Here is a 21,519-nt window from a genome sequence, read left to right as displayed (position 1 = left end):
TTGTGCCATGCAGCATAAAGAAAACTGGAATTCAGTACTTAGGGATTTCGACTATAGGCAGCAGTTAACTCAAACGACTTTGATATGACTCAAAACCGACCTCGGCATAAGACTCCGACACATCAATAATATCGGCTCCATTAAGCTTAAAGGTAGCGACTACATCCGATAGACGTTCGGCTTGATCCTGCAAGGAACGAGCAGCCGCCGCGGCCTCTTCGACTAAGGCCGCATTCTGCTGCACAACAGAATCCATTTGACTGACCGCCACGTTCACCTGCTCAATCCCCGAGGTCTGCTCTTGTGACGCTGAGGCAATCTCGCCCATCAGGGTGGTGACTCGACTCACCTGCTGCACGACGTCACGAATAACGCTCGCAGCACTGTCAACCTGTTCAGTCCCCACTCGCACATCTTGCACCGACCCCTCAATCAGCACCTTAATCTCGCGAGCGGCTTGTGCGCTGCGCTGGGCAAGTGAACGCACTTCTCCTGCCACCACGGCAAAGCCTTTACCTTGCTCTCCCGCACGGGCTGCCTCCACTGCCGCATTTAACGCCAGAATATTCGTTTGAAAAGCGATACCGTCAATAACGTTAACAATGTCAGCGATTTGCCCCGAACTATGCGAAATCTGATTCATGGTGGTGATCAACTGCGCTACTGCCTCACCGCTACGCTCAGCCACTTGAGCGGTACTTTGCGACAGCTTATCGGCTTGAGCGGCAGTGTCTGAGTTCTGTCTTACCGTACTGGCTAACTGCTCCATACTTGCTGCCGTCTCTTGCAAAGAGGCCGCCTGCTGCTCAGTGCGAGCACTTAAGTCGGTGTTGCCAGCATAAATCTGCGTGGAACCGGAGGTAATTTCATCTACTCCTTGGCGCACGGTTAAAACCATATTTTGTAAGCTTGTCTGCATACTACGCATGGAATCAAATAGCACACCAATTTCGTTTTTTGAACGGTAGTGGATACGATGGGTTAAATCGCCACCGGCGATCTTATCCAACTGTATACCCGCCTCACGCAAGGGGCGTAGCAATTGGCGCGACAATATAACACGTAAGGCAATCATCAACACTAAACCAATCAACAGGCTAAGCCCTATCATTACCATCGCCATACGCGATTGTTGCTCAGCCGCTTGTTGGTGTTCTGCCGCCACTTGAGCGTAATGCTCACCTAACGCTTGGATACCGCCTTGAAAAGCCTGATAACGGATCAGGCCAAACTCAGCATTCACAAAGTAGAACGTCGAGTAGTCTTGGGACTCCAAAGCCTGCACCATTGGCTCAATACCATCGTCCATATAGGGTTGATAATATCCCACCATACGTGTCATCAAACGTCGCCCCGCCGACTCGGTTGGCATCTTGGCACGCAGCTGTGAAAATATCTGCTGCGCTTGTTTAATCTTGTCTTTTGCTGCCGCTAGGGTTTGTTCCCCGCGTTGTGCAAGCTCAGTACTCTGATCAACCGCCGCCTCTTGAAAGAAGCGTGCTGCCATCAATAAGGACACCCGAGCATCTAACATCGTAATGCTTAATTCCTGCAAGCCTTGGCTGCGCTCACTTTGCGCCGATAGTTGACGCATGGTGCTCTCGCTACCGTACAGAAAATAAATAGCCGCTCCTCCTACCGCCATAATTAGCACCATGAAAATGCTCATCCCCCACAAGAGCAAAGTGCTAATACGTAATCCTCGAGCCTCTTTAGAAGCCACTGAGCCCTGCTTAGTAGACAAACGCTGCTTTCCAGCGTGCCGCAGGCCCTTTTTTTTATTCAAGCCAAACATAATAATGACCTAGATGAGTCGAAAAAACTTATCGTGTCACCGGATGAATCGTGATCATATCTGAGTCTGGAGACTCTACGGTGATGGAACCGGTAGGCCTAGGGGCCTCCTGCTCTTTATATATAAGTGGAATATTTTCGCGTTTAACAACACGCACAAAACGCCCTTGGGCATCGAACTGCAACCAAAGCTCTTGATTAAAATAAATTGCGTCTGTGGCTAAAGTATTGCGCTGCAACCAGACGGCCGTTTGAGAGCCATCGAGTTGCCGATAAGTATTAAATGCAGGACCACGCAAATAGTCCTCGGCATGGGCTTGAGTGCTCACACCCGGTATCAACAAAGTTAAGCCTTTAGGTTCAAAACTAGACCCATAGGTAGAACACGCCATAAGCAAACCGCACAGCACTGATGCAGCATTTAGCCTTATCAGGCGCCGTATGAAGGCTTTTCGGCCACGCCCCATTAAAACTCCTCCCAATCATCGTCGCTAACATTTTTTTGATTACCAGCACTTAAGTCTGGGCGACGCAATACGTGATCATCCGTGGACCTACTTTGACCACCAGCACCTTGATGAGCTAAGGCACCACGCGTAGCGGCAACGCGAGTTCCATTAGTGGCTGCTTTTGCATTCTCCACTCCGGGTGTTTTTGCTCCTAAAGAAGCGGTCGCCGCACGTTGTCCTGAGTTTGCACTCTCTGGATGGCTGCGCTTGTTACGTATTTGTTTCGCCTTGACGTCGATAACTTCAGCCCCAGGCACACGATAGCTAGCCAAGGTTTCATTAACGTGCGCGACCTGTTCACTTAAGGCACCTGAGGCAAGTGCCGCTTGATCAACCAGCCGTGCGTTGTACTGTGTGGTCTCATCCATTTGAGCCACCGCCCGATTGACTAAATCAATGCCTGATGACTGCTCAATCGTCGCCGCAGTGATCTCGCCCATGATATCGGTTACACGGCGCACGGAGTCTACAATTTCTTGCATCGTGGCTCCAGCCCGTTCCACTTGACTGGACCCCTCTTGAACTTTGCGCACTGAATCTTCAATTAAGCCGGTGATCTCACGAGCTGCCTGGGCGCTACGCTGAGCTAGGGCCCTTACCTCGGCTGCCACCACCGCAAAACCTTTCCCTTGCTCACCCGCACGAGCAGCTTCGACGGCCGCATTCAACGCTAAAATATTCGTTTGAAACGCGATGCTGTCAATCACCCCCACGATGTCTGAGATTTTACTAGAGCTGCCAGAAATGCCCTGCATGGTAGTCACTACTTCGTGGACTGCCTGCCCGCCACGATGCGCCACATCGGAAGCCGTCGTGGCTAACTGGTTGGCTTGATGTGCATTATCAGCGTTTTGGCGTACAGTGCCCGCCAGTTGCTCCATGCTAGCTGCCGTCTGCTGTAAGGAGACAGCTTGGTCTTCCGTCCGGCTACTAATATGAGTATTGCTTTGTGCAATTTCTTGCGCGCCCGCTTGAATTTCAGCCAGACCGTGCCGCACTATGGCCATGGTTTTGCCAAGACTATCTTGCATCCGACGAAGTGCTGCAAACAACTGCCCCACCTCGTTGTCGTTTAGCACCTGTATACGATGTGTTAAATCGCCCTTACTAATGGCCTCAAAATGGACTGAGAAGTCGTTTAGTGGGCGAATAACAGCCTGCAAAAAAAACACAATGGTTACTACAAAAAATACTAGGGCTAACACGGCAACAACACCAAATACGCTGTACACCATGGTTTGCTGAGCCTGTAACGCTGGCTCAACAGAGAATAAATACAAGCCATAAGCCGACGCAATCAACGTGAGAGCTGTAGAGAACAGCGCCAGCATCACCATGGATGTTTTTAGACTGGAATTCTTCAAAAACATGTAAGTTTCCTGAGTACGAAATAAATACGCCTGTGCCAGACTAGCTATTAACCACGACTGTTCATGGTGAACAAATTAGTACTTTGAATTTTTCTAAATGCCATCGCCGCTGCCTCTAAGGCAGACTTACGCAGTTCAAGCTGCGTACTGGCTTCGTAGTAATTTACATCCTGCAAGCGCGAAAGCTCTTGACGATAGCTGAGGTTACGCAAATTGCCATTAGCACTTAAGGCATCGAGCTCGTTCATGCGTGTACCAACCGAGGAACGTACGGTAAGCACGTTGTCGTAATGCTGGTCCATATGTTGCATGGTTGTATTCAGTATGTTTCTGAATTGCGCTTGATTCGTTTCACTACCGGTTTGTGGAAGTGCCAGTGCTTCTATCATGAACGACAATGTTTTAAACAAATTCATGCCGCTTTTGGATGCTAGTTCAACAGTAAAGCTATCGCCAGCCTGAGGCACACCGCTCAGTTGCACTGAAGCTCCATCGGGTAAGCTTAAACGGCGCACCCCATTCTTATCCGCCTCTGGTAACGCTTGATTCTGAAGCTCATCAGCACCCCATTTAACGTTGTATGTTCCATCAGCGTTGAAGGTCAGCTCGTACGTAGCACCGTTATTTACACTAGGCGTGTCCAAAGAAGGGGCGCCTACAACACCAGTACCGGCGTTAGTACCAGAGGCACTACTTACATACACGCTAGCACCAGGATTGGCGCGCATGAAAATATCATTACCGTGATCGGCAGAGTCTAACTGACGTGTTTGCTCCACTTGGATAAAGCGTTGAGTCGTGTCGCCGTTATAAACATAGCTGCTGGTATCAAACGGAGCAGTATCCCCTTTGGCGCCAGAGAACAAATACTGCCCTGACCCATCTTTACTATTTCCCAAACCTACCAAAGTGTCTAAGGAACTTTGCAACACTGTGGCTAGTGTATGACGATCAGAATCAGACAAAGCACCATTCCCCACTTCCACCAAGCGGGTTTTTACCGACTGCAACTGTACAGTTACTGCATTCAGAATGTTTTCCTCTTCCCCTAAATTACGCATCGCTACAGCACGGTTCTCGCCGAAACGAGCATTCATGCTGCGCGACTGCTCTAGGCTGATACTTTGCGCCGCGGCCAACGGATCATCCGAGGGGTTGACCATACGCTGACCACTGCCTATTTGCTGAAAAATTCTGACTAAATCGGCTTGTTGCTGATTGATGGAGTTCAATCCAGTCTGAAAAAAGAGAGAGGTACTGATGCGCATAATGTAATCCGATGAGAAAAGAGCTGAAAACCCCAGAACAAGCGTTTTAAGTACGCAATCCCAGCAAGGTGTCAAATAGTTGGGAACTGATATCGATCAACCTAGCCGCCGCGCGATATTGCTCTTGATAACGGTCTAGCTTTAAATACTCCTCGTCTTCGTTAACTCCCGATACAGCTTGTTGCGCCGCATAGTTTTGTTGAATTAGCTTGGCTTGGGCTTTGGCTGCTGTAGCATTTTGCTGTGTATTGACTGCCACCTGGTTAACGATTTGGCTAAAGCCCTCGTTTAGACTTAGGGTTCCACCAGCTAACACCTTTGAGTTTTGCAGCTCTGCCATTTTTAATGCGTTATCCCCATTGGCTGTTCCGGTGCCAACACCCGCTGCTGCAATACGATCGGGGTCAGTAATCGCCAACTGCAGGTTTTCTGCCGCGTTACGAGTGGGCTGAATTAACCAGCTATCGTTTGCAGTTGGATTTAAGCCACTCACATCGATCTGAAATCCGAGCTCCTTCATAAGCTCATCAGTTAACGGATTTAGCGTACCATCAGGTAAAGTGCGCAGACGGTAGACCCCGTCATTAAAACTTAGCTCATAATCACGATTACTGAGCCTAGTGGCATCACTGATGGTAAAGCCTGGCGTACCAGAGCCAGCAGAGTTATGCGCATTGCTTTTCACTTGAGTTGATTTTAAGGCATCATTAAAACCGAAAAACTTTTCTCCGGCTTTGCCATGTAAATCTTCCCCAGCCTGATGAAGCTCATTAAAGGCCGACGCCAAACCTAATGCCATACGACCTAAGTTATTGCTCGTAGGTTCTAAGGTTTCGTGACGAAACTTAAGCAGACCGCCTAAGCTGCCGCCGGTAACTGCAGTATCTTTAAACTCAGCCTTAATGGGCTGGCCTTGTGCATCAAACGAGCTGGTATAGCCCAGTACCACTTTACTAGGGTCAGCCGCGGAACGCATCGCATGCAGAGGATATACCGTGTCGGCACCTAGTAACAGTTGACCGCGACTAGTACTGATGCTGACTCGACCATTCTGCTCTACCGCTTGAATATCCACCAACTGCCCAAGCTCAGTCACTAACTGATCACGCAAATCGAGCAAATCGTTAGGAGCATGGCCTGGGTTACTACCCTGCGCCACCATAATTTGATTATTGACGCTTTGGATACGCTCCAAGTAGCTATTCACCTGGCTGACAGCCGTGCCAATTTGCGTATTGATGTTTTCACTCACCTGCCGTAAGTAAGCACTGGTGTCATTCATTTGCGTCACTAAGCTTGCTGCACGCCCGAGTAACTCTTGGCGTGAAGCGGCGTCAGCCGGCGCTGAGGCCACTGCCTGCATACCCTCAAAGAAGCGCAACATGGCAGGACTAATGCCGGTACTGGGGTCGGAAAACAAACTATCTAGTTTGTTAATTTCGTTCCCGTATGCAATCAGAGCCGCACCTTGACTTTGGGCATTACTGAGCTGTTTGTGCAAAAAACCATCGTAAGCACGTTGCACCGTCACCACCTCGACGCCGCGCCCTACAAAGCCTGCGGAAGTAGCACTTGGCCTAGACGTTTGGGTGAGCACTGATTGGCGATTGTAGCCTTCGGTGTCAACGTTATTTAGGTTGTGACCCGTTACTTGCAAGCGTTGCTTAGCGGCAAGTAATCCTGTAAGGCCCAAGTTAGCAAGGTTCATGATGCAATCCTATTAGTGCAATGGTGACGTACCATTAGCATTCAAATTCCCTAACAGACTTAACGTCCGCTCTTGGCCAAAATTTAGTGTCTTATTGTGTTAACGACGACCACTGTCAAAATAAGCCATGATAGAAATGAGTTTTTGCGCGTAAGAGGGATCGGTTGCGTAGCCAGCGTCCTGTATACGCTGTGCCGCACTTGCCGCATCGGGTGCTGATAGCACTTCGCTATAGCGTGGGCTATTACTAATCAAACGGGCATAATCAGCGAAAGACTCAGCATAAGAGTCGTAAGCCCTGAAACGCTGAGTAAGCTGGCGCGGAACGCCATTTTCGTATTCCGTCGTCATAATATCGACTACTTTCCCTTTCCAATTAGGGCTAGCCTTAATGCCAAACAAATTATGGCTGGTGCTGCCATCGGCGTGCTTAATCTCGCGCTGCCCCCATCCCGACTCTAGAGCCGCCTGACTTAATATCAATTTTTCCGGTAGGCCCGTGTCCTTAGCTGCCAGCTGTGCGGCACTTCTCATTCGGTCAACAAACTGACGTATATGCTCGGGCGCGCCTTTAATACTGGTATACACACGTTCCAGACTTTTATTAGCGGTAAGCTTATTGATAAGCGCCGAGATAGAATCCGCATCCACTGCCCGTTCGTTGGGCATACGCGACTGTAACCCCACCTTCCGACTCATATTGCGCTCGGGGGCCGATGCCGTGGGAGCCGTTCCGTAGTCACCTCGCATTTGAGCCAATAGCGCTTGCGCCAGACCTATTCCAGTTTGGGATAGATTCAGAGCCATTTGCTCATCGCCTAAGCTTTGCGCCATACGTACTTGCTGGCTATCAAATAAGCCACCATCCCCTATTTTGGCCTGACGTGCCTGTTTCAATATATTTTGAATAAACAAAGCCTCAAACTGTTGCGCCACCTTTCGTTGCGTCTGCTCGACGTCGGCTCCTGAACTGGCATCGCGACGTAAATTTGCCAACTGTTCGGAATCAAAAATAGAGACACTCGATGTGGTGCCTGGACGAGGGAAGTAACTGACGCTCACGGCTTAAATAATCTCCAAGTCCGCGCGCAACGCACCGGCGCTTTTTAGGTTTTGCAAAATAGACAGCAAGTCTTGGGGGCTAGCACCTAAAGCATTCAACGCTCGCACGACATCGGCCAAATTGGCACTGGTACTGACACGCTGCAACGCGCCACCTTCACTACGCATTTCTATTTGGGTACTGTCGGCCACTACTGTTTGCCCGCCACCGAAAGGGGTGTCAGGCTGACTGACCTGAGGCTGACGGCTGATCACCACAGACAAATTGCCATAAGCGACTGCCGCTTCATCGATAGTGACGCTACGGTTCATGACCACCGAGCCTGTACGCGCATTCACAACCACGCGTGCACGAGCTGGCGGTAAGGTAACCTGCATATTCTCGATATCAGATAAAAATGCGGCCTGCGCCTGTGGATCGTGAGGACCTTGGATTTGTATAAGCCGGCCATCAAGCGCCCGTGCGGTATCGGAGCCAAAACGACGATTGATCGCCTCGACCACATTCTGAGCCGTACCAAAGTCGGAGCTATTCATTTCAAGGTGCAGCATGCCATTGCTAACAAAAGTCGTGGGTACGCTTTGTTCTACTGTCGCCCCGCTAGGAATCGTGCCCCCGTTCAACTGATTGACTTGAACGCTAGACCCTCCGGCCTCGGCCCCCGCCCCACCCACTAACAAGTTACCCTGAGCAATGGCATAAACCTGACCGTTTGCCCCCTTCAAAGGCGTCATGAGCAGGGTGCCGCCACGCAAGCTCTTGGCATTACCCATAGAAGAAACCACCACATCGACAGATTGCCCTGGACGAGCAAAAGCAGGAAGACGAGCAGTGACCATTACGGCGGCTACGTTACGCAACTGCATATTGCTGCCTTGGGGAATGGTAACCCCTAACTGCGACAGCATATTGGTCAGGCTTTGCTGAGTAAAAGGGGTTTGCCTAACCTGGTCTCCACTGCCATCTAAGCCGACCACTAAACCGTACCCAATCAAGGGGTTATCACGCACGCCTTGTATACTGGCCAAATCTTTGATGCGTTCCGCCGCATACGAAGCGGTAGGCAGAGCAAACAACAGGCCGCATGCCACACACACTTGAGTGATGACCTGCCTAAAACTCGCCGCGTCTAGAGAGAGAGAGAATGGATAGCTACGCATCAGAAGGGGGAAATATTAAGAAAGAAACGTTGTAACCAACCCATAGTTTGCACTTCATCCATGACCCCTTTACTACGGAATTCGATGCGTGCATCCGCCACCTGAGTCGATGAGACCGTATTACTACCCGTTACAGAGCGAGGGTCGACCACGCCCGAGAAGCGTATATATTCACTGCCTCGATTAATAGCAATTTGCTTTTCTCCAGCTACTTGCAGGTTCCCATTAGGTAGTACGCCAACCACCGTCGTCGTGAGTGTCCCCGCAAAAGTGTTATCGGCACGACTGGATCCTTTGCCTTGGGCTGCATTACTGCCCTTTACACCGAAGTTTTGCTTACTGCCTAACGCAGACGGTAAGAAATCAGGGGCGGGATCCCACCCTAGGCCTGCACTGCCGTTGCGATCGGTTGCCGTGGAGACATTTTTCGCGGCGTTGGTACGCTCTTGGATAAGAATAGTGACAATATCGCCTACATTGCGGGGGCGCCTATCTTCAAACAATGGATAATTCCCGTACACGGTGGGCTGGTAAATCGAACCGTTAGCTAAGGCCGTAGCAGGCGGGGGTACCGGTGGAGGAGCCGTTAAGGGGCCTGTGACTATAGGCTCGGGGGGTACTAACGCGCATGCAGTAAGGCTACATAACCCTAGTATCACAACGCCCCGCTGAATGTGTGAAAAGCTGCTCATCACCAACCCATATACCTTTTACAACTGTGCCAGACGCGCTAACATCTGATCAGAAGTTTGTACCGCCTTGCTATTGATTTCGTAAGCACGCTGAGTGGTGATCATATTCACCAGTTCTTCAGCCACATTCACGTTTGAGGTCTCGTTATATTCCTGCAGAACCAAACCTGCACCATCCATGCCAGGCTGTAAAAAATTGGCCGCGCCCGAAGCATCTGATTCGGCATATAGGTTCTCGCCCATGCTTTGCAAACCAGTAGGATTAATAAATGTGGTCAACTGCAACTGCCCTACCTCTACGCTTGCGCCTATGTCGCCAGGCTGAGTCACCGAAACAGTTCCATCACGGGCAATGGTAATTTCCAGTGCATTATCAGGGATATTAATAGGCGGTTGTATCGGGTAGCCTCCGGCTGTCACCAGTTGTCCGTTTTGGTCAATTTGCAAACTACCGTCACGGGTATAGGCGAACGTGCCATCAGGCATTTCAACTTGCAAAAACCCCCTACCCTGAATCGCTATGTCCAGGCTATGGCCAGTGTTTTTTAAATCGCCCTGAGTATGGATACGCTCAGTCGCCACGGTGCGCACTCCAGTCCCTAATTGCAGACCCGAGGGCAATTGATTTGCAGCCCCCACTTGAGCGCCAGGTTGACGCAGTGTTTGATACATTAAATCTTCAAACACAGCGCGGGTACGCTTAAAACCCACTGTATTGACGTTTGCCAAGTTATTGGCAATAACATCCATATTAGTCTGCTGCGATTCCAGACCTGTTTTGGCAATCCATAATGAACGTATCATTTAACTTCCTTACTATTGGGTCGGAGCAACATTAACTATTAAACGAAAGAATGGAGTTGGCACGCTCTTCATTGGTATTAGCGTCTTGTATGACTTTCATTTGCATCTCGAAGCGGCGTGCATTAGCTATCATGCCCACCATCGCCTCTGCTGGGTTGACGTTACTTTTTTCTATAAAACCAGACACCATGCTCACGCTGGGATCAGCTTGCGCTGCGCCCCCTTGAGCCAATCGAAACAAACCGTCATCCCCGCGTCGTAAATCTCCCGTAGGAGGATTCACCAGTTTCAACTGCGCTACCACCTGGATATCACGCGGGTTATCGCCCGCACCTAGAGCCGTTATTTGACCATCGCTAGAAAAAGTCACCGTTCCTTGGTTAGGTATTTGAATTTCAGCACCATCCAGCGATAGCACGGGTAAGCCTGCCTGGGTCACGAGCAGATTGTCCGCATTCACCGCCAGGTCTCCAGCGCGGGTATAAGCCTCTCCCTGGGAAGTGCGCACGGCGAACCACCCCTCACCCCGTATCGCGACGTCCAAGGCATGACCTGTTTCGGCCATCGCCCCAGCTTCAAAACTACTGCCTGGTGTAGCAGCTACCGTTGCCACCCGGGTCGTCCTAGTATCGGGGCTTTCCACCGGCACCGAGCGATAAATCGCCAGTTGCTCGCGGAATCCGCTTGTGTTCACATTCGCCAAATTATTCGTAATGGCCGACTGCTGCTCTAGAATGCGCTGGGCGCCATTCATGGCGGTGTAAATTAACCTATCCATGGTTAGTAAACCTAGCGCAGGGTGACCAGAGTCTGGAGCATCTGATCTTGGGTTTTAATGGTTTGCGCGTTAGCCTGATAAGTGCGTTGAGCAACAATCATATTGACTAGCTCTTGCCCCATATCAACGTTGGACTCTTCCACCGCCTGACCTTTGATGGTGGCCAAACCACTTTCGCCGGGGCGCCCTAAAACAGGCTGGCCAGAGCTGCCCGTTTCTACCCACGCATTGCCGCCTATATTTTGCAAGCCTTGCAAATTGGTAAAATTCGCCAGAACAATGGCACCCATGTTCATATTTTCGCCATTCGTATACGCAGCGACGATGGTGCCCTCGCTAGTCACGGACATCCCCGCGTACTCCCCCGTGCCATAGCCGTCCTGAAAGGGGCTACCACTATTAAAGCCTCCACCAAACTGGGTGCTGCCTTGGTAGTTAATCTCAAACTCTAACGATGCTGCTGGGGAGTTCGCGCCGCCAGGCTGAGCGATAACGAACTTCGCAAGTTCTGAGGCGGGTAAGATACGACCTGCGGTATCAAACTCCATTTTATGACTTGTGAGTGGCGTGTTGGGATCGGCGGGATTAGACACAGAAATCGCATTATCACCCATGTAATAATGAATGTCCCACTCACTATTACCCGCCGCGTTAGCCTCGCGCTTTATATAATACTGAGTAACGATGTGCGAATTCCCTAATGAATCATACACGTTGTAGTTAAACGCTTGGGTGTAACTGGCTTCGTCGTTACGATCAAAAGGGCGCGTCGTTGCATCAATTGCCACCGCATTGGCTGGCATATTCATCTGCAGACGCATATTCTCAGTAGCTTTCGGGGCAATATTACCTTCAGGCACGCGTATCCGCTGCACGGTGTTGGTGCCTGGCCCGTAGCCGGTCAAGTAGAAACCTTGGGCGTTGACTAAGTAACCCTCTTTATTAGGGCCAAACTCACCATTGCGTGAATACACCACCGCTCCATTAGGCTGCTCTAGGCGAAACAAGCCCTTAGCGCCATCTATGGCCATGTCGAACTGATTCCCGGTGGTCGACACATTACCAATAGAAAAGCGTTGATTAACGCCGGATACTTGAACCCCTAAACCAACACGAGAGTTGGCATAGACGTCGGCAAACGATACCGTAGACGACTTGAACCCTATCGTTCCAGCGTTTGCAATATTATTACCAATAACATCCAGATTCTGTGAGGCAGCATTTAAGCCGCTTAAGCCTTGCCCAAAACTCATTGCTGTTCATCCTTTATCTTTATACTGACGGTGCCTAAAGCTTTTAGGCTCACGCTACATAATTTTTCGTATATCTAATAAGGAATGGCTACCTGCCAAACCTAGATCTAGCTGCAACCCAGACGAGGTATAGGCCACGCTACCCACCTTGCCATACGTTAGCGGTTCGGCCATGACAGACTCGCCGTCATTAGTCGCCACCACCTGTGCCCGATAAGAGCCATCTGCTAAGGGCTGACCGTTATCGTCTAAGCCATCCCAACTGATGGAGTACACACCAGCTGCCATAGGCCCTTGCTCAAGAGTACGTACCACTTTTCCGCTGCTATCCAAAATTTGTACATCGGTACTGGTGGACGGCTTATACAAATCAATACCAAACGGTGTCGCCACTTTATTGCCCTCGCCCCCGCCGAGTGATATCTTGTTACCCGGCACTAGTACCTCTTTGCCTATTAAGCCTGCTGCCTGCATGGACTGTGTGACATCCATTTGGCCTGTAATAGCGAGCAGAGTATTATTCAATTGCTTAATCCCACTGACCGTAGACATTTGCGCAATTTGCGACGTGACTTGTGCATTATCCAGCGGGTTTAGCGGGTCTTGATTTTGCAGTTGAGTGACTAATAAAGTTAAAAAACGATCCTGCGTGTCTGCCATCAAATCTTGCGAGCGCAAGCTATTGGCACCCATTGACGTGGTGGCCTGATTGGTCGTGCCATTCACCATAGACATATGCCGTTCCTTTATTGCCCTATCGTTAAGGTGCGCATCATTAAACTTTTAGCGGTGTTCACTACTTCCACATTGGCTTGATAAGAGCGAGAGGCGGACAACATATTGACCGTTTCGGCTACCACATCGACATTAGGCATGTGTACATAACCATGCTCATCCGCATAAGGGCTTTTAGGGTCGTACTGTAGGCGCATAGGCGCATCGCTTTGTGTCACTGCCGCTACGCGGACACCACCCACTTGATCACTTTGGCCCAATGGTGCGACCTGGAATACCACCTGACGTGCACGATAGGGCTGTCCATCAGGACCCACCACGCTATCAGCATTAGCAATATTGCTTGCGGCCACGTTCATACGCTGTGACTGCGCATTTAGGGCCGAGCCTGCTATTTGGAAAATAGAAAGTGAACTCATGAGCTATCCTGGTTATTGTTGCAAAGCAGCCATAAGGCCTTTAATGCGTTGCGACAAAATATTGATAGAGCTTTGATAATGCATGGTGTTATCGGCGAACTGCATACGCTCTACATCCATTTCGACCGTATTTCCGTCCATGCTGGCCTGCACAGGCACGCGATACAGCAACTGAGTAGGAGCTGGGCTATGCGCCTGGGCCGGAATATGCTGAGCGGAAGTTAGTGTTAAGGAGGTGTCAGCTAAACGCTTACGCTCATTCAGGGCGTGCTTCATAGCCGTGGAAAAATCGAGATCACGAGCCTTGTAATGAGGGGTGTCGGCATTAGCAATATTAGAGGCCAATATTTCTTGGCGCTCCTGCCGAACAGACAAGGCAGTTTGATAAAATTGCAAATCGGCGCTGATGCGATCAATCATGCTGTACTCTGGGCTGATGTATCAAAACTGGGCAAGAAATATGCGCACGCACAATCCTTTGCCCACCGTAGCAATATCTTAGTCAGCCTTAGTACTTAACAAAGTGGAAAACAGCGAGTGATTTTAGCGCCAGTTCAAGCCTTGAAGCCTGAATCCACTGTTTACAATAACCCCCATGCTGACCATCAAGCGCCTTTGTACTCTCTTTGCTTCAATCACTTGCCTACTTGTTAGCAGCATGGTCGGTGCGACAACAGATATCACCACCCTAAGCAAAGTGGCTCACGACTTTCTGCTTGAGCAAGCCCAAACCATCCCGGGCCAAGCACAAGTGCACATAGACAGCAGTCGTTTACGCGAACAGGCAGCTTGCTCCGATATTCAAGCTTTTTTTACCAGTGGTACGCGTTTGCGCACACGCATGAGCATAGGCTTGCGTTGCTTAAATCCTACTAGCCCTTGGACTACCTCCGTGCCCGCCACGTTAAGCATTCAAGGCTTTTATTATGTCAGTAATCGCACTATCGCCCTAGGCGAGACAATTAGCCTAGACGATTTAGTGGCACGCGAAGGAGATCTTTTACGCCTTCCTAATGGCGCGCTGTCAGACCCCAGCCAAATCATCGGCTTTGTGGCTAGCCAACGCATCAACTCAGGCAGTCTAATTCGTCAAAATACACTACGTGACCCGCAAGCGATTGTGCGCGGTCAAGCCGTGCGTACCATTGCACGCGGAATCGGTTTTGTGATCAGCGGTGAAGGTCAAGCCCTACAAACTGGATCACCAGGGAGCCAAATTCAAGTGCGAGTAAGCTCTGGGCAGGTTATTTCGGCCACCGTGCTAGATTCAAGCACCGTTCAGGTACTGATGTAATTAGAATGATTACAACGCCCATCCCGAACGCTAAAGTAATTTATTTAGATGCCGTTACAATGAGAGCAAGCCACTGCCCCTATTGGAGAACACCTTGAAAATCAGCCCAACGCCCAGCAAAACAGTCGTCGAACGCACCAGCGTTGGCAGCACTACAAACAGCGCCAAGCAGGCGGCCAAGTACACAACGCCCCAGCAAAGTAGCCACGCTGTTGATCTCAGCGCAGCGGGTCGTCAGCTGGCACAATTGCAGTCGCCCAGTCACGACATCGATATGGAAAAAGTATCCGCTATTAAGCTTGCCATTGCGAAAGGCGAACTAAAAATTGATACCAGTAACATTGCAGATAGCTTACTAGCCACTGCACGAGACCTCATGAAATAACAGGCCCGCGCCTACCTATCCACTATGCCCCCGCACTCTGATCTCGCTCACTGCCTAGAACGTCACATTGCAACATTGCACGAATTTTTGCATGTCGCCCAAACTGAACACGAGCTATTACTACGTTCTTTTGAGCCCGAAGCGTTGGCCAGCATTACTCAACAAAAAAACCTACTGCTTGCCGACATTATTAAGTTAGATCACGAACGTCACCAATATTTGCAGTCTTTTGAACTAGGTCCTGATGCGGAAGGCTTGCAGGCCTTAGCCCTACAAGTGCCCGAACTCGCTGACGCCGTCCAAACCTTGATTAGCCTAAGTGCAACCGCCCGCCAACAAAATGAAAATAACGGGGCGTTAATTCATATTTTTCTCAATAACAACCAACAAGCGTTAGACACGCTAGCAGCCATCACGGGGAAAAACAGTTTTTATACTGCTCATGGCCGCCCCACTAGCGCCGCTTTAGGCAACACATCATTCAAAGCGTAATCCACTAGCGCTACTGCAAAAAGACACACTCTGTGAGCCTTTTTACTCACTGGGCTAGCTTATTGCCTCTTTTAATATCAACAATTTTAGCAAGGCAGGCACTGCTTGCGATTTTTTTAATTGTTTTGTGCCTAATAAAGCAGCCGCCACACGACACACAAGCTGATTATCTGCACCATACACCACATTAGCAGCAGCCAAGCTCAACTGCGCCACTAATAGAGGGTGAGGCTCTTGAACTCCTAGCCCCTGTAAATGAGTCTGCATGGCGTTGTGCCAACGCAAACTTTCCTGATAGGTAATTGACGCTAAGACACCTGCTGCCATCTGCGGAAAACTTAAAATAGGCCCGTACTGATGATGGTACAAAGCGTAAAAACTTTTAAGCAGTTGCCCGTCAGAGCGTCGGACTACTCTGAGCGTTAACATATGTAGCGCTACATCTTCTTGGCCCCGCGCTTTATATTGCACAGGAGTACTGGCGTACCACAAACTTAGCTCACCCAAGAACATATCTTCCCAGCCCTGTAGCCGTATACTGGAGGCCAAGTCCGGCACGGCATCAAACACTACCTCTTTGGCGATTGCAGAAGGCAAGGTCGCTATGCCCTTATGCCAGATTTTTTGCGTGGGTGATATATGGGCAATCCAATTGCAAGGCTGCGCCAATAGTAAACGCACTTGGGTTGGCGTACCTGCACTACACAAATGCCAAATCGTATGTGCTGCACTCAGCGCTTGAATGTCATTCATGGCAGCACAGATAGCCTGCATAGGCAAACGCTGCTCTAATGCTTGCTCACCCAACGAATTTGACCAACTCGCAGCACCCAATGTTTGATAATAAGGTGTGCATAAAACTTGGCCTGTAGGAGTGAATACGGTACTAAATAGCTGTTGCTCGGCCTGCCCTGGTGCTGAAGCACGCAGAACATGTGAGACCAATGCAGGCTGCTGCAGCGGCTCACTGAGCTCTTGTAAGGCCGTCTGTAGCAAGCGCTGCGAAACTGAAGCATTGTGCTCAGTAGCACCTTGCGCCGATAGGTCTGAAGCCGCACGCCAAAGATCAAAAGCCTCGGTAAAAAGCGCACTATCATCTAACATGCCTAAGGCCGCGCTCGTTTGCTCAACCGATAGCATCCCAAAATCAGTGGGCGTTGCTGCCGCCAACAACTTAGGCAATAGCGCCACTCGACGCTCGTGTTCGCGTTGTAAATACTGCACATCAACCCGGCTGTCATGATTAAGCATAGCTGCTAAGTCGGCTTGGCTGGGCGTGAACAAGGCGGCATTGTGATGCCTGCTTTGTAAGCTTAGGCCTACTAAGTCGGCAGCACTGGGATAACGTAAATTCTCGGGCACCTTTTGCCCATCCGACACATAATGCACTGGTAACTTAAAACGTATTGCAGTATCCAAGGTGGCTCCTAGACGTATCGCCTCATCGAGCTTAGAAATAATGCAACCTATTAAGGGCGTGCCTCCGTCTTTGCTGTAGCTACGTGCGACCTCATCTAAGGTATCACCCTGACTGCCCGCGTTTAACACCAGTAAACGCTGAATTCGTCGACCTGTATTAGCCAGTAAGCTGGCTTGTTCTAGTACATACTGGTCACGCTGGCTGATCCCCACGTTATCAATCAAAATCAGTTGATCCGGACGCTGTGCCAGTAAGACCTGGCGTAACTGCTGTGCATCTTGCACAACGTGAACCGGTATGCGCAGTAGGTCACCATAAATTTTGAGCTGTTCATGTGCACCAATGCGATAAGTATCTGTCGTGATCAGCACTACTTGTTCTGGACCAAAGCGACGGACAGCGCGAGCGGCAAGCTTAGCCAAGGTAGTGGTTTTGCCAACCCCTGTCGGCCCAACTAAGGCTAGCGCCAGCCCCGGTTGCCACAACTGCTCTTCGCTCCGCAGCATAGGCAAACGCTGCTCTAGCTCAGCGCGCACCCATTGCATAGCCGCTCGTTCGCCGAGGGTTTCGGGCAAACGACGCAAGAGCGCACGTAATAAAGTAATACTAAAACCACTAGCCAGCAATTGCTGAAACAAGCTTAAGGCAACAGGCGTGTGGCGCATTTGATGGCTCCACAGCAGCTCATCCAGCCTACCTTCCAAGGCCCCCTGCAACGTACCTATGGCGTGTAAAACACCTGCTTCAGAAGCGTTACCATAGTCCGGTTGTCTCCCAGGGGTGCTTTTTAACGAACCATGCGAAGGTTCTATGGCAACTGTAGGGGTAACAGGAGCTGAAGCATTTGGCGGTACGCCGCTCGCATCAGCGGCAAGGATCTCTACCCCTCCCCCCACTCTACGATTGGAGACAATTAACGCATCGGGACCCAGGGCCATGCGCACCTGACGCATCGCTTCACGGCTGGTAATACCAAAAAAACGGCTTATATTCATGCAGATTGACCAATTATTGTTGTTACTCTGACCATACGATCATCAGGGATTTCGGTATTCGATAAGACGCCTAACTGAGGCAAATGATGGCGCAAAAAGCGCGATAAAGAGGCTCTCAGCATGGGTGGCACCACCAACACAGCGGGGTCTCCATGTTGCTCTTGGTAGGTACACGCCTGTGCTGCCTCATTGAGTACCGTATCGGCCAGACCGGGCTCCAACGCCCCGCTGCTACTAATCGCTTGCGTCAATACACGCTCTAGACGTGCATCCAATCCAATCACGCGCATCTCCCCCTCGCCGGGGAACCATTGTTGACTAATCGCACGACCTAGGGCCACCCGCACGGCAGCTAAAAGCTCAGCGCTCTCGTTTAACATAACTCCCGCTGCCGTTTGGGATTGCAAACGTGGCACGTGCTCAGCCAAGGTTTCCAAAATCGTACGCATATCGCGAATGGGTACTTCTTCCTCGAGTAAACCACGTAACACTTTCAGCAACTGCCCCAAACCAATGACCTGCGGCACCAGATCTTCGATCATCTTCGGCGCCTCGCGGCCTAGATGCTCCAACAACTGCTGAACCTCTTGGCGGCCTAGCAGTTCGCCTGCATGACGATGCAATAAATGATTCAAATGCGTCGCCACTACAGTGCTAGCATCAACCACTGTATAGCCGGAGATCTGTGCTTGCTCGCGCAGTTCAACATCCACCCACACTGCAGGCAAGCCAAAAGCAGGGTCAGTAGTGACCGTACCGGGTAATTCTAGAGTGACCCCACCTGGATTAATAGCCAGCCATTGCCCCGGACTCGCCGTCCCCTGCCCTACCTCTACGCCATACAACAAGATGCGGTAATCATTAGGCTTTAACTCTAGGTTGTCACGGATATGCACTACCGGCGGCAGAAATCCGATATCTTGAGCGAATTTTTTACGCAAACTGCGAATGCGGTGCAATAGCTCGCCCCCTTGAGTATGATCCACCAAAGGGATTAAACGGTAGCCCACCTGTAAGCCTAGTGGATCCATCATGGACACATCATCCCAACTCGCCTCAGAAGCAGCGGCATCCGCCGTATTTTGCTGTAGCTCATCGGGTTCTTGTTGCGCCTGTACACGCTCTAGCTGTTGCTTATGTAGCATCCAGCCCAAACCGGCGAGCAACAATGCTAAGCTTAAAAAAGCAAAATTAGGCATGCCGGGTATCATGCCCATTAACGCCAAGATGCCGGCAGTAATAAACAAGACAGTAGGGTTGCGAAACAACTGGCTAACCATTTGCTGCCCAACGTCTTCGTCAGTCGCAACACGCGACACCACGACACCCGCCGCCGTAGAAATAATCAATGCAGGAATTTGAGCTACTAAGCCATCACCAATAGTGAGCAAGGTGTAGGTCTTACCGGCTGCTGCAAACGACATATCATGCTGTGCCACACCGATAACAAGGCCACCGATAATATTAATCACCATAACCAGCAGGCCTGCTACCGCATCACCGCGCACAAACTTACTGGCACCATCCATGGAACCGTAGAACTCAGCCTCTTGGGACACCTCTTTACGGCGGCTGCGAGCCTCCTCTTCACCTATAAGGCCTGCGTTTAAGTCTGCATCAATTGCCATTTGTTTACCCGGCAAGGCATCAAGGGTGAATCTGGCTCCCACCTCGGCAATGCGCCCTGCCCCTTTGGTAATCACAATGAAATTAATAATCACCAAAATAATGAAAACAATTAAACCCACCGTAAAGTTTCCGCCCACCAAAAAATGGCCAAACGCCTCGATCACACGGCCTGCAGCGTCTGGACCCTCGTGCCCATGCAGCAATACAACCCGTGTCGAGGCCACGTTTAACGCTAAACGTAACAAGGTGGCAAACAGCAATACAGAAGGAAAAGCGGAGAAATCCAATGGCTTTTTTGTAAACATAGCCACTAGCAATATCATCACGGCCAAGGAAATATTAAACGTGAACAATAAGTCCAATAGCATGGGTGGCAAAGGCAATATCATCATGGCCATGACCATGAGAATAAGTACCGGCCCTGCTAGAAGACGAGCATGGTGACCGCTGTGGTTTTTCAATAAAGCCAGAAAATTATTCATGGTTACTAGTAGTACGGTTAGCCGTGACGCGCTGATCCATTCCAGGCGGCACAGTTAAATGATCGGGTTGCGCAGGCCTAGCGCCACCCTGACGCTGCCAATTGTTGAGCTGATACACCCAGGCAAGAACTTCTGCCACGGCTGAATACAACTGATCCGGAATTTCCTGCTTGAGCTCCACGTTAAAGTAGAGTGCTCTAGCAAGTGGTGCGGCCTCAAGTTGTGGAATGCGATGCTCAGCGGCTAATTCACGTATACGTAAAGCGATAAAGCCCGAACCTTTAGCGACAACTTTAGGGGCCCCACCGCTTTGTTGTTCATACTTCAAGGCTACGGCGTAGTGAGTAGGGTTTGTAATCACCACGTCCGCCGTTGGCACTTGCGCCATCATGCGCGAACGCGCCATGGCTCGCTGCTGTTGCCGAATACGTCCTTTAACGTGTGGATCCCCTTCGCTTTCTTTATGTTCTTCTTTTACATCTTGCCGCGACATGCGCAGCTTTTTGTAATAGGACCACAACTGCCAGGGCACGTCGATTAACACAATAATAAGTAAGCTCGCCACAATCAGTGCGCAACACCGAGCTACCAACCCTATACCAACAGCTAAGGCCTCACGCGGCTCGACAAACATCAAGCTGGTCATTTGTTCTCGTTGAGCCCAAATCACATACACCGAGACACTGCCTATCAGGCCCGCCTTGGCCAAAGTTTTGACCAGCTCGATCACGGTTTGCGCCGAGAACATGCGCGTTATACCTTTGAGAGGACTCAAGCGCTCAAATTTGGGCTCTAGGGACTTCAATGAAAACATCATGCCACCTAAGGCGACAGAGGCCAATACGGCCACCACCACTAAGGCTGCAAATAAAGGACTCATGCTTAATAAGGCGTGAAAAGCTCCCTCTACCGCGACAATTACCATTGCGTCAGTATCAGTGCCCACCCTAGGATCAAACCACATGCTATTGCGCATCAGCAGACGCAAATTATGATAGAAATAGCCGCCCCCCAACCAGAGTATGGCCACTCCAACAGCCAGTAACAGAAAGGTATTAAGCTCTCTGGAACGAGCGATCTGCCCCTCTTCACGCGCTTTCTCAATGCGTCGAGGAGAGGCCGGTTCTGTTTTTTCTAAATCGCTATCTTCAGCCATTGCGCTTGAGCAGGAATCGAAGTTACAGGCCGCAACGCCTAGGCCGAATAAACCCTACAGACGCAGCTTGTCATGCCAGTTATTCTACTGAACAAGCAACCCTAGCTATCCCG

Annotated in this window: 20 protein-coding genes; 3 read left to right on the top strand and 17 right to left on the bottom strand. The window is 50.3% G+C overall.

Translation table 11 applies throughout. The features are described 5' to 3' along the window. Positions 1–64: 64 nt before the first annotated feature. From OSH01_RS04705 to flgB, 14 genes are all read right to left on the bottom strand, one after another. A complete protein-coding gene (locus OSH01_RS04705; protein WP_266122921.1) occupies positions 65–1,744 on the bottom strand; it encodes a methyl-accepting chemotaxis protein in 1,680 nt (559 codons plus the stop codon). A gap of 79 nt (positions 1,745–1,823) precedes the next feature. Next, positions 1,824–2,261 (bottom strand): hypothetical protein, encoded by a 438-nt coding sequence (locus tag OSH01_RS04700; RefSeq protein WP_266122920.1) that lies wholly within the window; start codon positions 2,259–2,261, stop codon positions 1,824–1,826. Then, positions 2,261–3,673, bottom strand: a complete 1,413-nt coding sequence (locus tag OSH01_RS04695; RefSeq protein ID WP_323177981.1) for a methyl-accepting chemotaxis protein — start codon at positions 3,671–3,673, stop codon at positions 2,261–2,263. The genes OSH01_RS04700 and OSH01_RS04695 overlap by 1 nt, the downstream gene beginning before the upstream one ends. Before the next feature lie 47 nt (positions 3,674–3,720). Continuing rightward, on the bottom strand, positions 3,721–4,941 hold the full coding sequence (flgL, locus tag OSH01_RS04690) for a flagellar hook-associated protein FlgL (RefSeq protein ID WP_266122919.1): 1,221 nt from the start codon (positions 4,939–4,941) through the stop codon (positions 3,721–3,723). Positions 4,942–4,987: 46 nt separating this feature from the next. Further along, entirely contained in the window at positions 4,988–6,649 is a 1,662-nt protein-coding gene (gene flgK, locus OSH01_RS04685) for a flagellar hook-associated protein FlgK (protein WP_266122918.1), read from the bottom strand. A 99-nt stretch (positions 6,650–6,748) separates the two neighbouring features. Further along, positions 6,749–7,711: a flagellar assembly peptidoglycan hydrolase FlgJ gene (gene flgJ, locus OSH01_RS04680; RefSeq protein WP_266122917.1), complete on the bottom strand. Its 963-nt coding sequence runs from the start codon at positions 7,709–7,711 to the stop codon at positions 6,749–6,751. Positions 7,712–7,714: 3 nt separating this feature from the next. Then, positions 7,715–8,872: a flagellar basal body P-ring protein FlgI gene (locus OSH01_RS04675; protein WP_266122916.1), complete on the bottom strand. Its 1,158-nt coding sequence runs from the start codon at positions 8,870–8,872 to the stop codon at positions 7,715–7,717. Continuing rightward, a complete protein-coding gene (locus tag OSH01_RS04670) occupies positions 8,872–9,564 on the bottom strand; it encodes a flagellar basal body L-ring protein FlgH (protein ID WP_266122915.1) in 693 nt (230 codons plus the stop codon). Before OSH01_RS04670 ends, OSH01_RS04675 begins: the two co-directional genes overlap by 1 nt. An 18-nt stretch (positions 9,565–9,582) precedes the next feature. Further along, positions 9,583–10,368 carry a flagellar basal-body rod protein FlgG gene (gene flgG, locus OSH01_RS04665; RefSeq protein WP_266122914.1) on the bottom strand — a complete coding sequence of 262 codons (786 nt, stop codon included), beginning with the start codon at positions 10,366–10,368 and terminating at the stop codon, positions 9,583–9,585. Positions 10,369–10,399: 31 nt separating this feature from the next. Beyond that, on the bottom strand, positions 10,400–11,146 hold the full coding sequence (gene flgF / locus OSH01_RS04660) for a flagellar basal-body rod protein FlgF (RefSeq protein ID WP_266122913.1): 747 nt from the start codon (positions 11,144–11,146) through the stop codon (positions 10,400–10,402). Positions 11,147–11,157: 11 nt separating this feature from the next. Continuing rightward, positions 11,158–12,399 (bottom strand): flagellar hook protein FlgE, encoded by a 1,242-nt coding sequence (gene flgE, locus OSH01_RS04655; protein ID WP_266122912.1) that lies wholly within the window; start codon positions 12,397–12,399, stop codon positions 11,158–11,160. A 54-nt stretch (positions 12,400–12,453) separates the two neighbouring features. Further along, positions 12,454–13,134 carry a flagellar hook capping FlgD N-terminal domain-containing protein gene (locus OSH01_RS04650; RefSeq protein WP_266122911.1) on the bottom strand — a complete coding sequence of 227 codons (681 nt, stop codon included), beginning with the start codon at positions 13,132–13,134 and terminating at the stop codon, positions 12,454–12,456. A gap of 11 nt (positions 13,135–13,145) precedes the next feature. After that, positions 13,146–13,553, bottom strand: coding sequence for a flagellar basal body rod protein FlgC (flgC, locus tag OSH01_RS04645; protein WP_266122910.1), 408 nt, complete (start codon positions 13,551–13,553; stop codon positions 13,146–13,148). 12 nt (positions 13,554–13,565) lie between these two features. Then, positions 13,566–13,973, bottom strand: a complete 408-nt coding sequence (gene flgB / locus OSH01_RS04640) for a flagellar basal body rod protein FlgB (protein ID WP_266122909.1) — start codon at positions 13,971–13,973, stop codon at positions 13,566–13,568. 238 nt (positions 13,974–14,211) lie between these two features. On the opposite strand from flgB, the gene flgA reads away from it, so the two are divergent. The 3 genes from flgA (at position 14,212) to OSH01_RS04625 (ending at position 15,724) form a co-directional block, all read left to right on the top strand. Then, positions 14,212–14,847: a flagellar basal body P-ring formation chaperone FlgA gene (gene flgA, locus OSH01_RS04635; RefSeq protein ID WP_266122908.1), complete on the top strand. Its 636-nt coding sequence runs from the start codon at positions 14,212–14,214 to the stop codon at positions 14,845–14,847. 94 nt (positions 14,848–14,941) lie between these two features. Further along, a complete protein-coding gene (gene flgM / locus OSH01_RS04630; RefSeq protein WP_266122907.1) occupies positions 14,942–15,232 on the top strand; it encodes a flagellar biosynthesis anti-sigma factor FlgM in 291 nt (96 codons plus the stop codon). A gap of 24 nt (positions 15,233–15,256) precedes the next feature. Further along, positions 15,257–15,724, top strand: a complete 468-nt coding sequence (locus OSH01_RS04625) for a flagella synthesis protein FlgN (protein WP_266122906.1) — start codon at positions 15,257–15,259, stop codon at positions 15,722–15,724. A 54-nt stretch (positions 15,725–15,778) separates the two neighbouring features. Here OSH01_RS04625 and flhF read toward each other — a convergent pair whose 3' ends face one another. From flhF to flhB, 3 genes are read right to left on the bottom strand one after another with little or no spacing between them, the layout of a single operon-like run. Next, positions 15,779–18,139 carry a flagellar biosynthesis protein FlhF gene (gene flhF, locus OSH01_RS04620; protein ID WP_266122905.1) on the bottom strand — a complete coding sequence of 787 codons (2,361 nt, stop codon included), beginning with the start codon at positions 18,137–18,139 and terminating at the stop codon, positions 15,779–15,781. Beyond that, positions 18,136–20,250 carry a flagellar biosynthesis protein FlhA gene (flhA, locus tag OSH01_RS04615; RefSeq protein ID WP_266122904.1) on the bottom strand — a complete coding sequence of 705 codons (2,115 nt, stop codon included), beginning with the start codon at positions 20,248–20,250 and terminating at the stop codon, positions 18,136–18,138. The genes flhF and flhA overlap by 4 nt, the downstream gene beginning before the upstream one ends. Beyond that, a complete protein-coding gene (gene flhB / locus OSH01_RS04610; RefSeq protein ID WP_266122903.1) occupies positions 20,243–21,406 on the bottom strand; it encodes a flagellar biosynthesis protein FlhB in 1,164 nt (387 codons plus the stop codon). Before flhB ends, flhA begins: the two co-directional genes overlap by 8 nt. Positions 21,407–21,519 lie beyond the last annotated feature (113 nt).

Source organism: Alcaligenes endophyticus (assembly GCF_026344035.1).
GTDB lineage: Bacteria > Pseudomonadota > Gammaproteobacteria > Burkholderiales > Burkholderiaceae_B > Alcaligenes > Alcaligenes endophyticus.
Note: the sequence above shows the minus strand (reverse complement) of the source record. Positions and strands in the feature narration are given on the sequence as shown.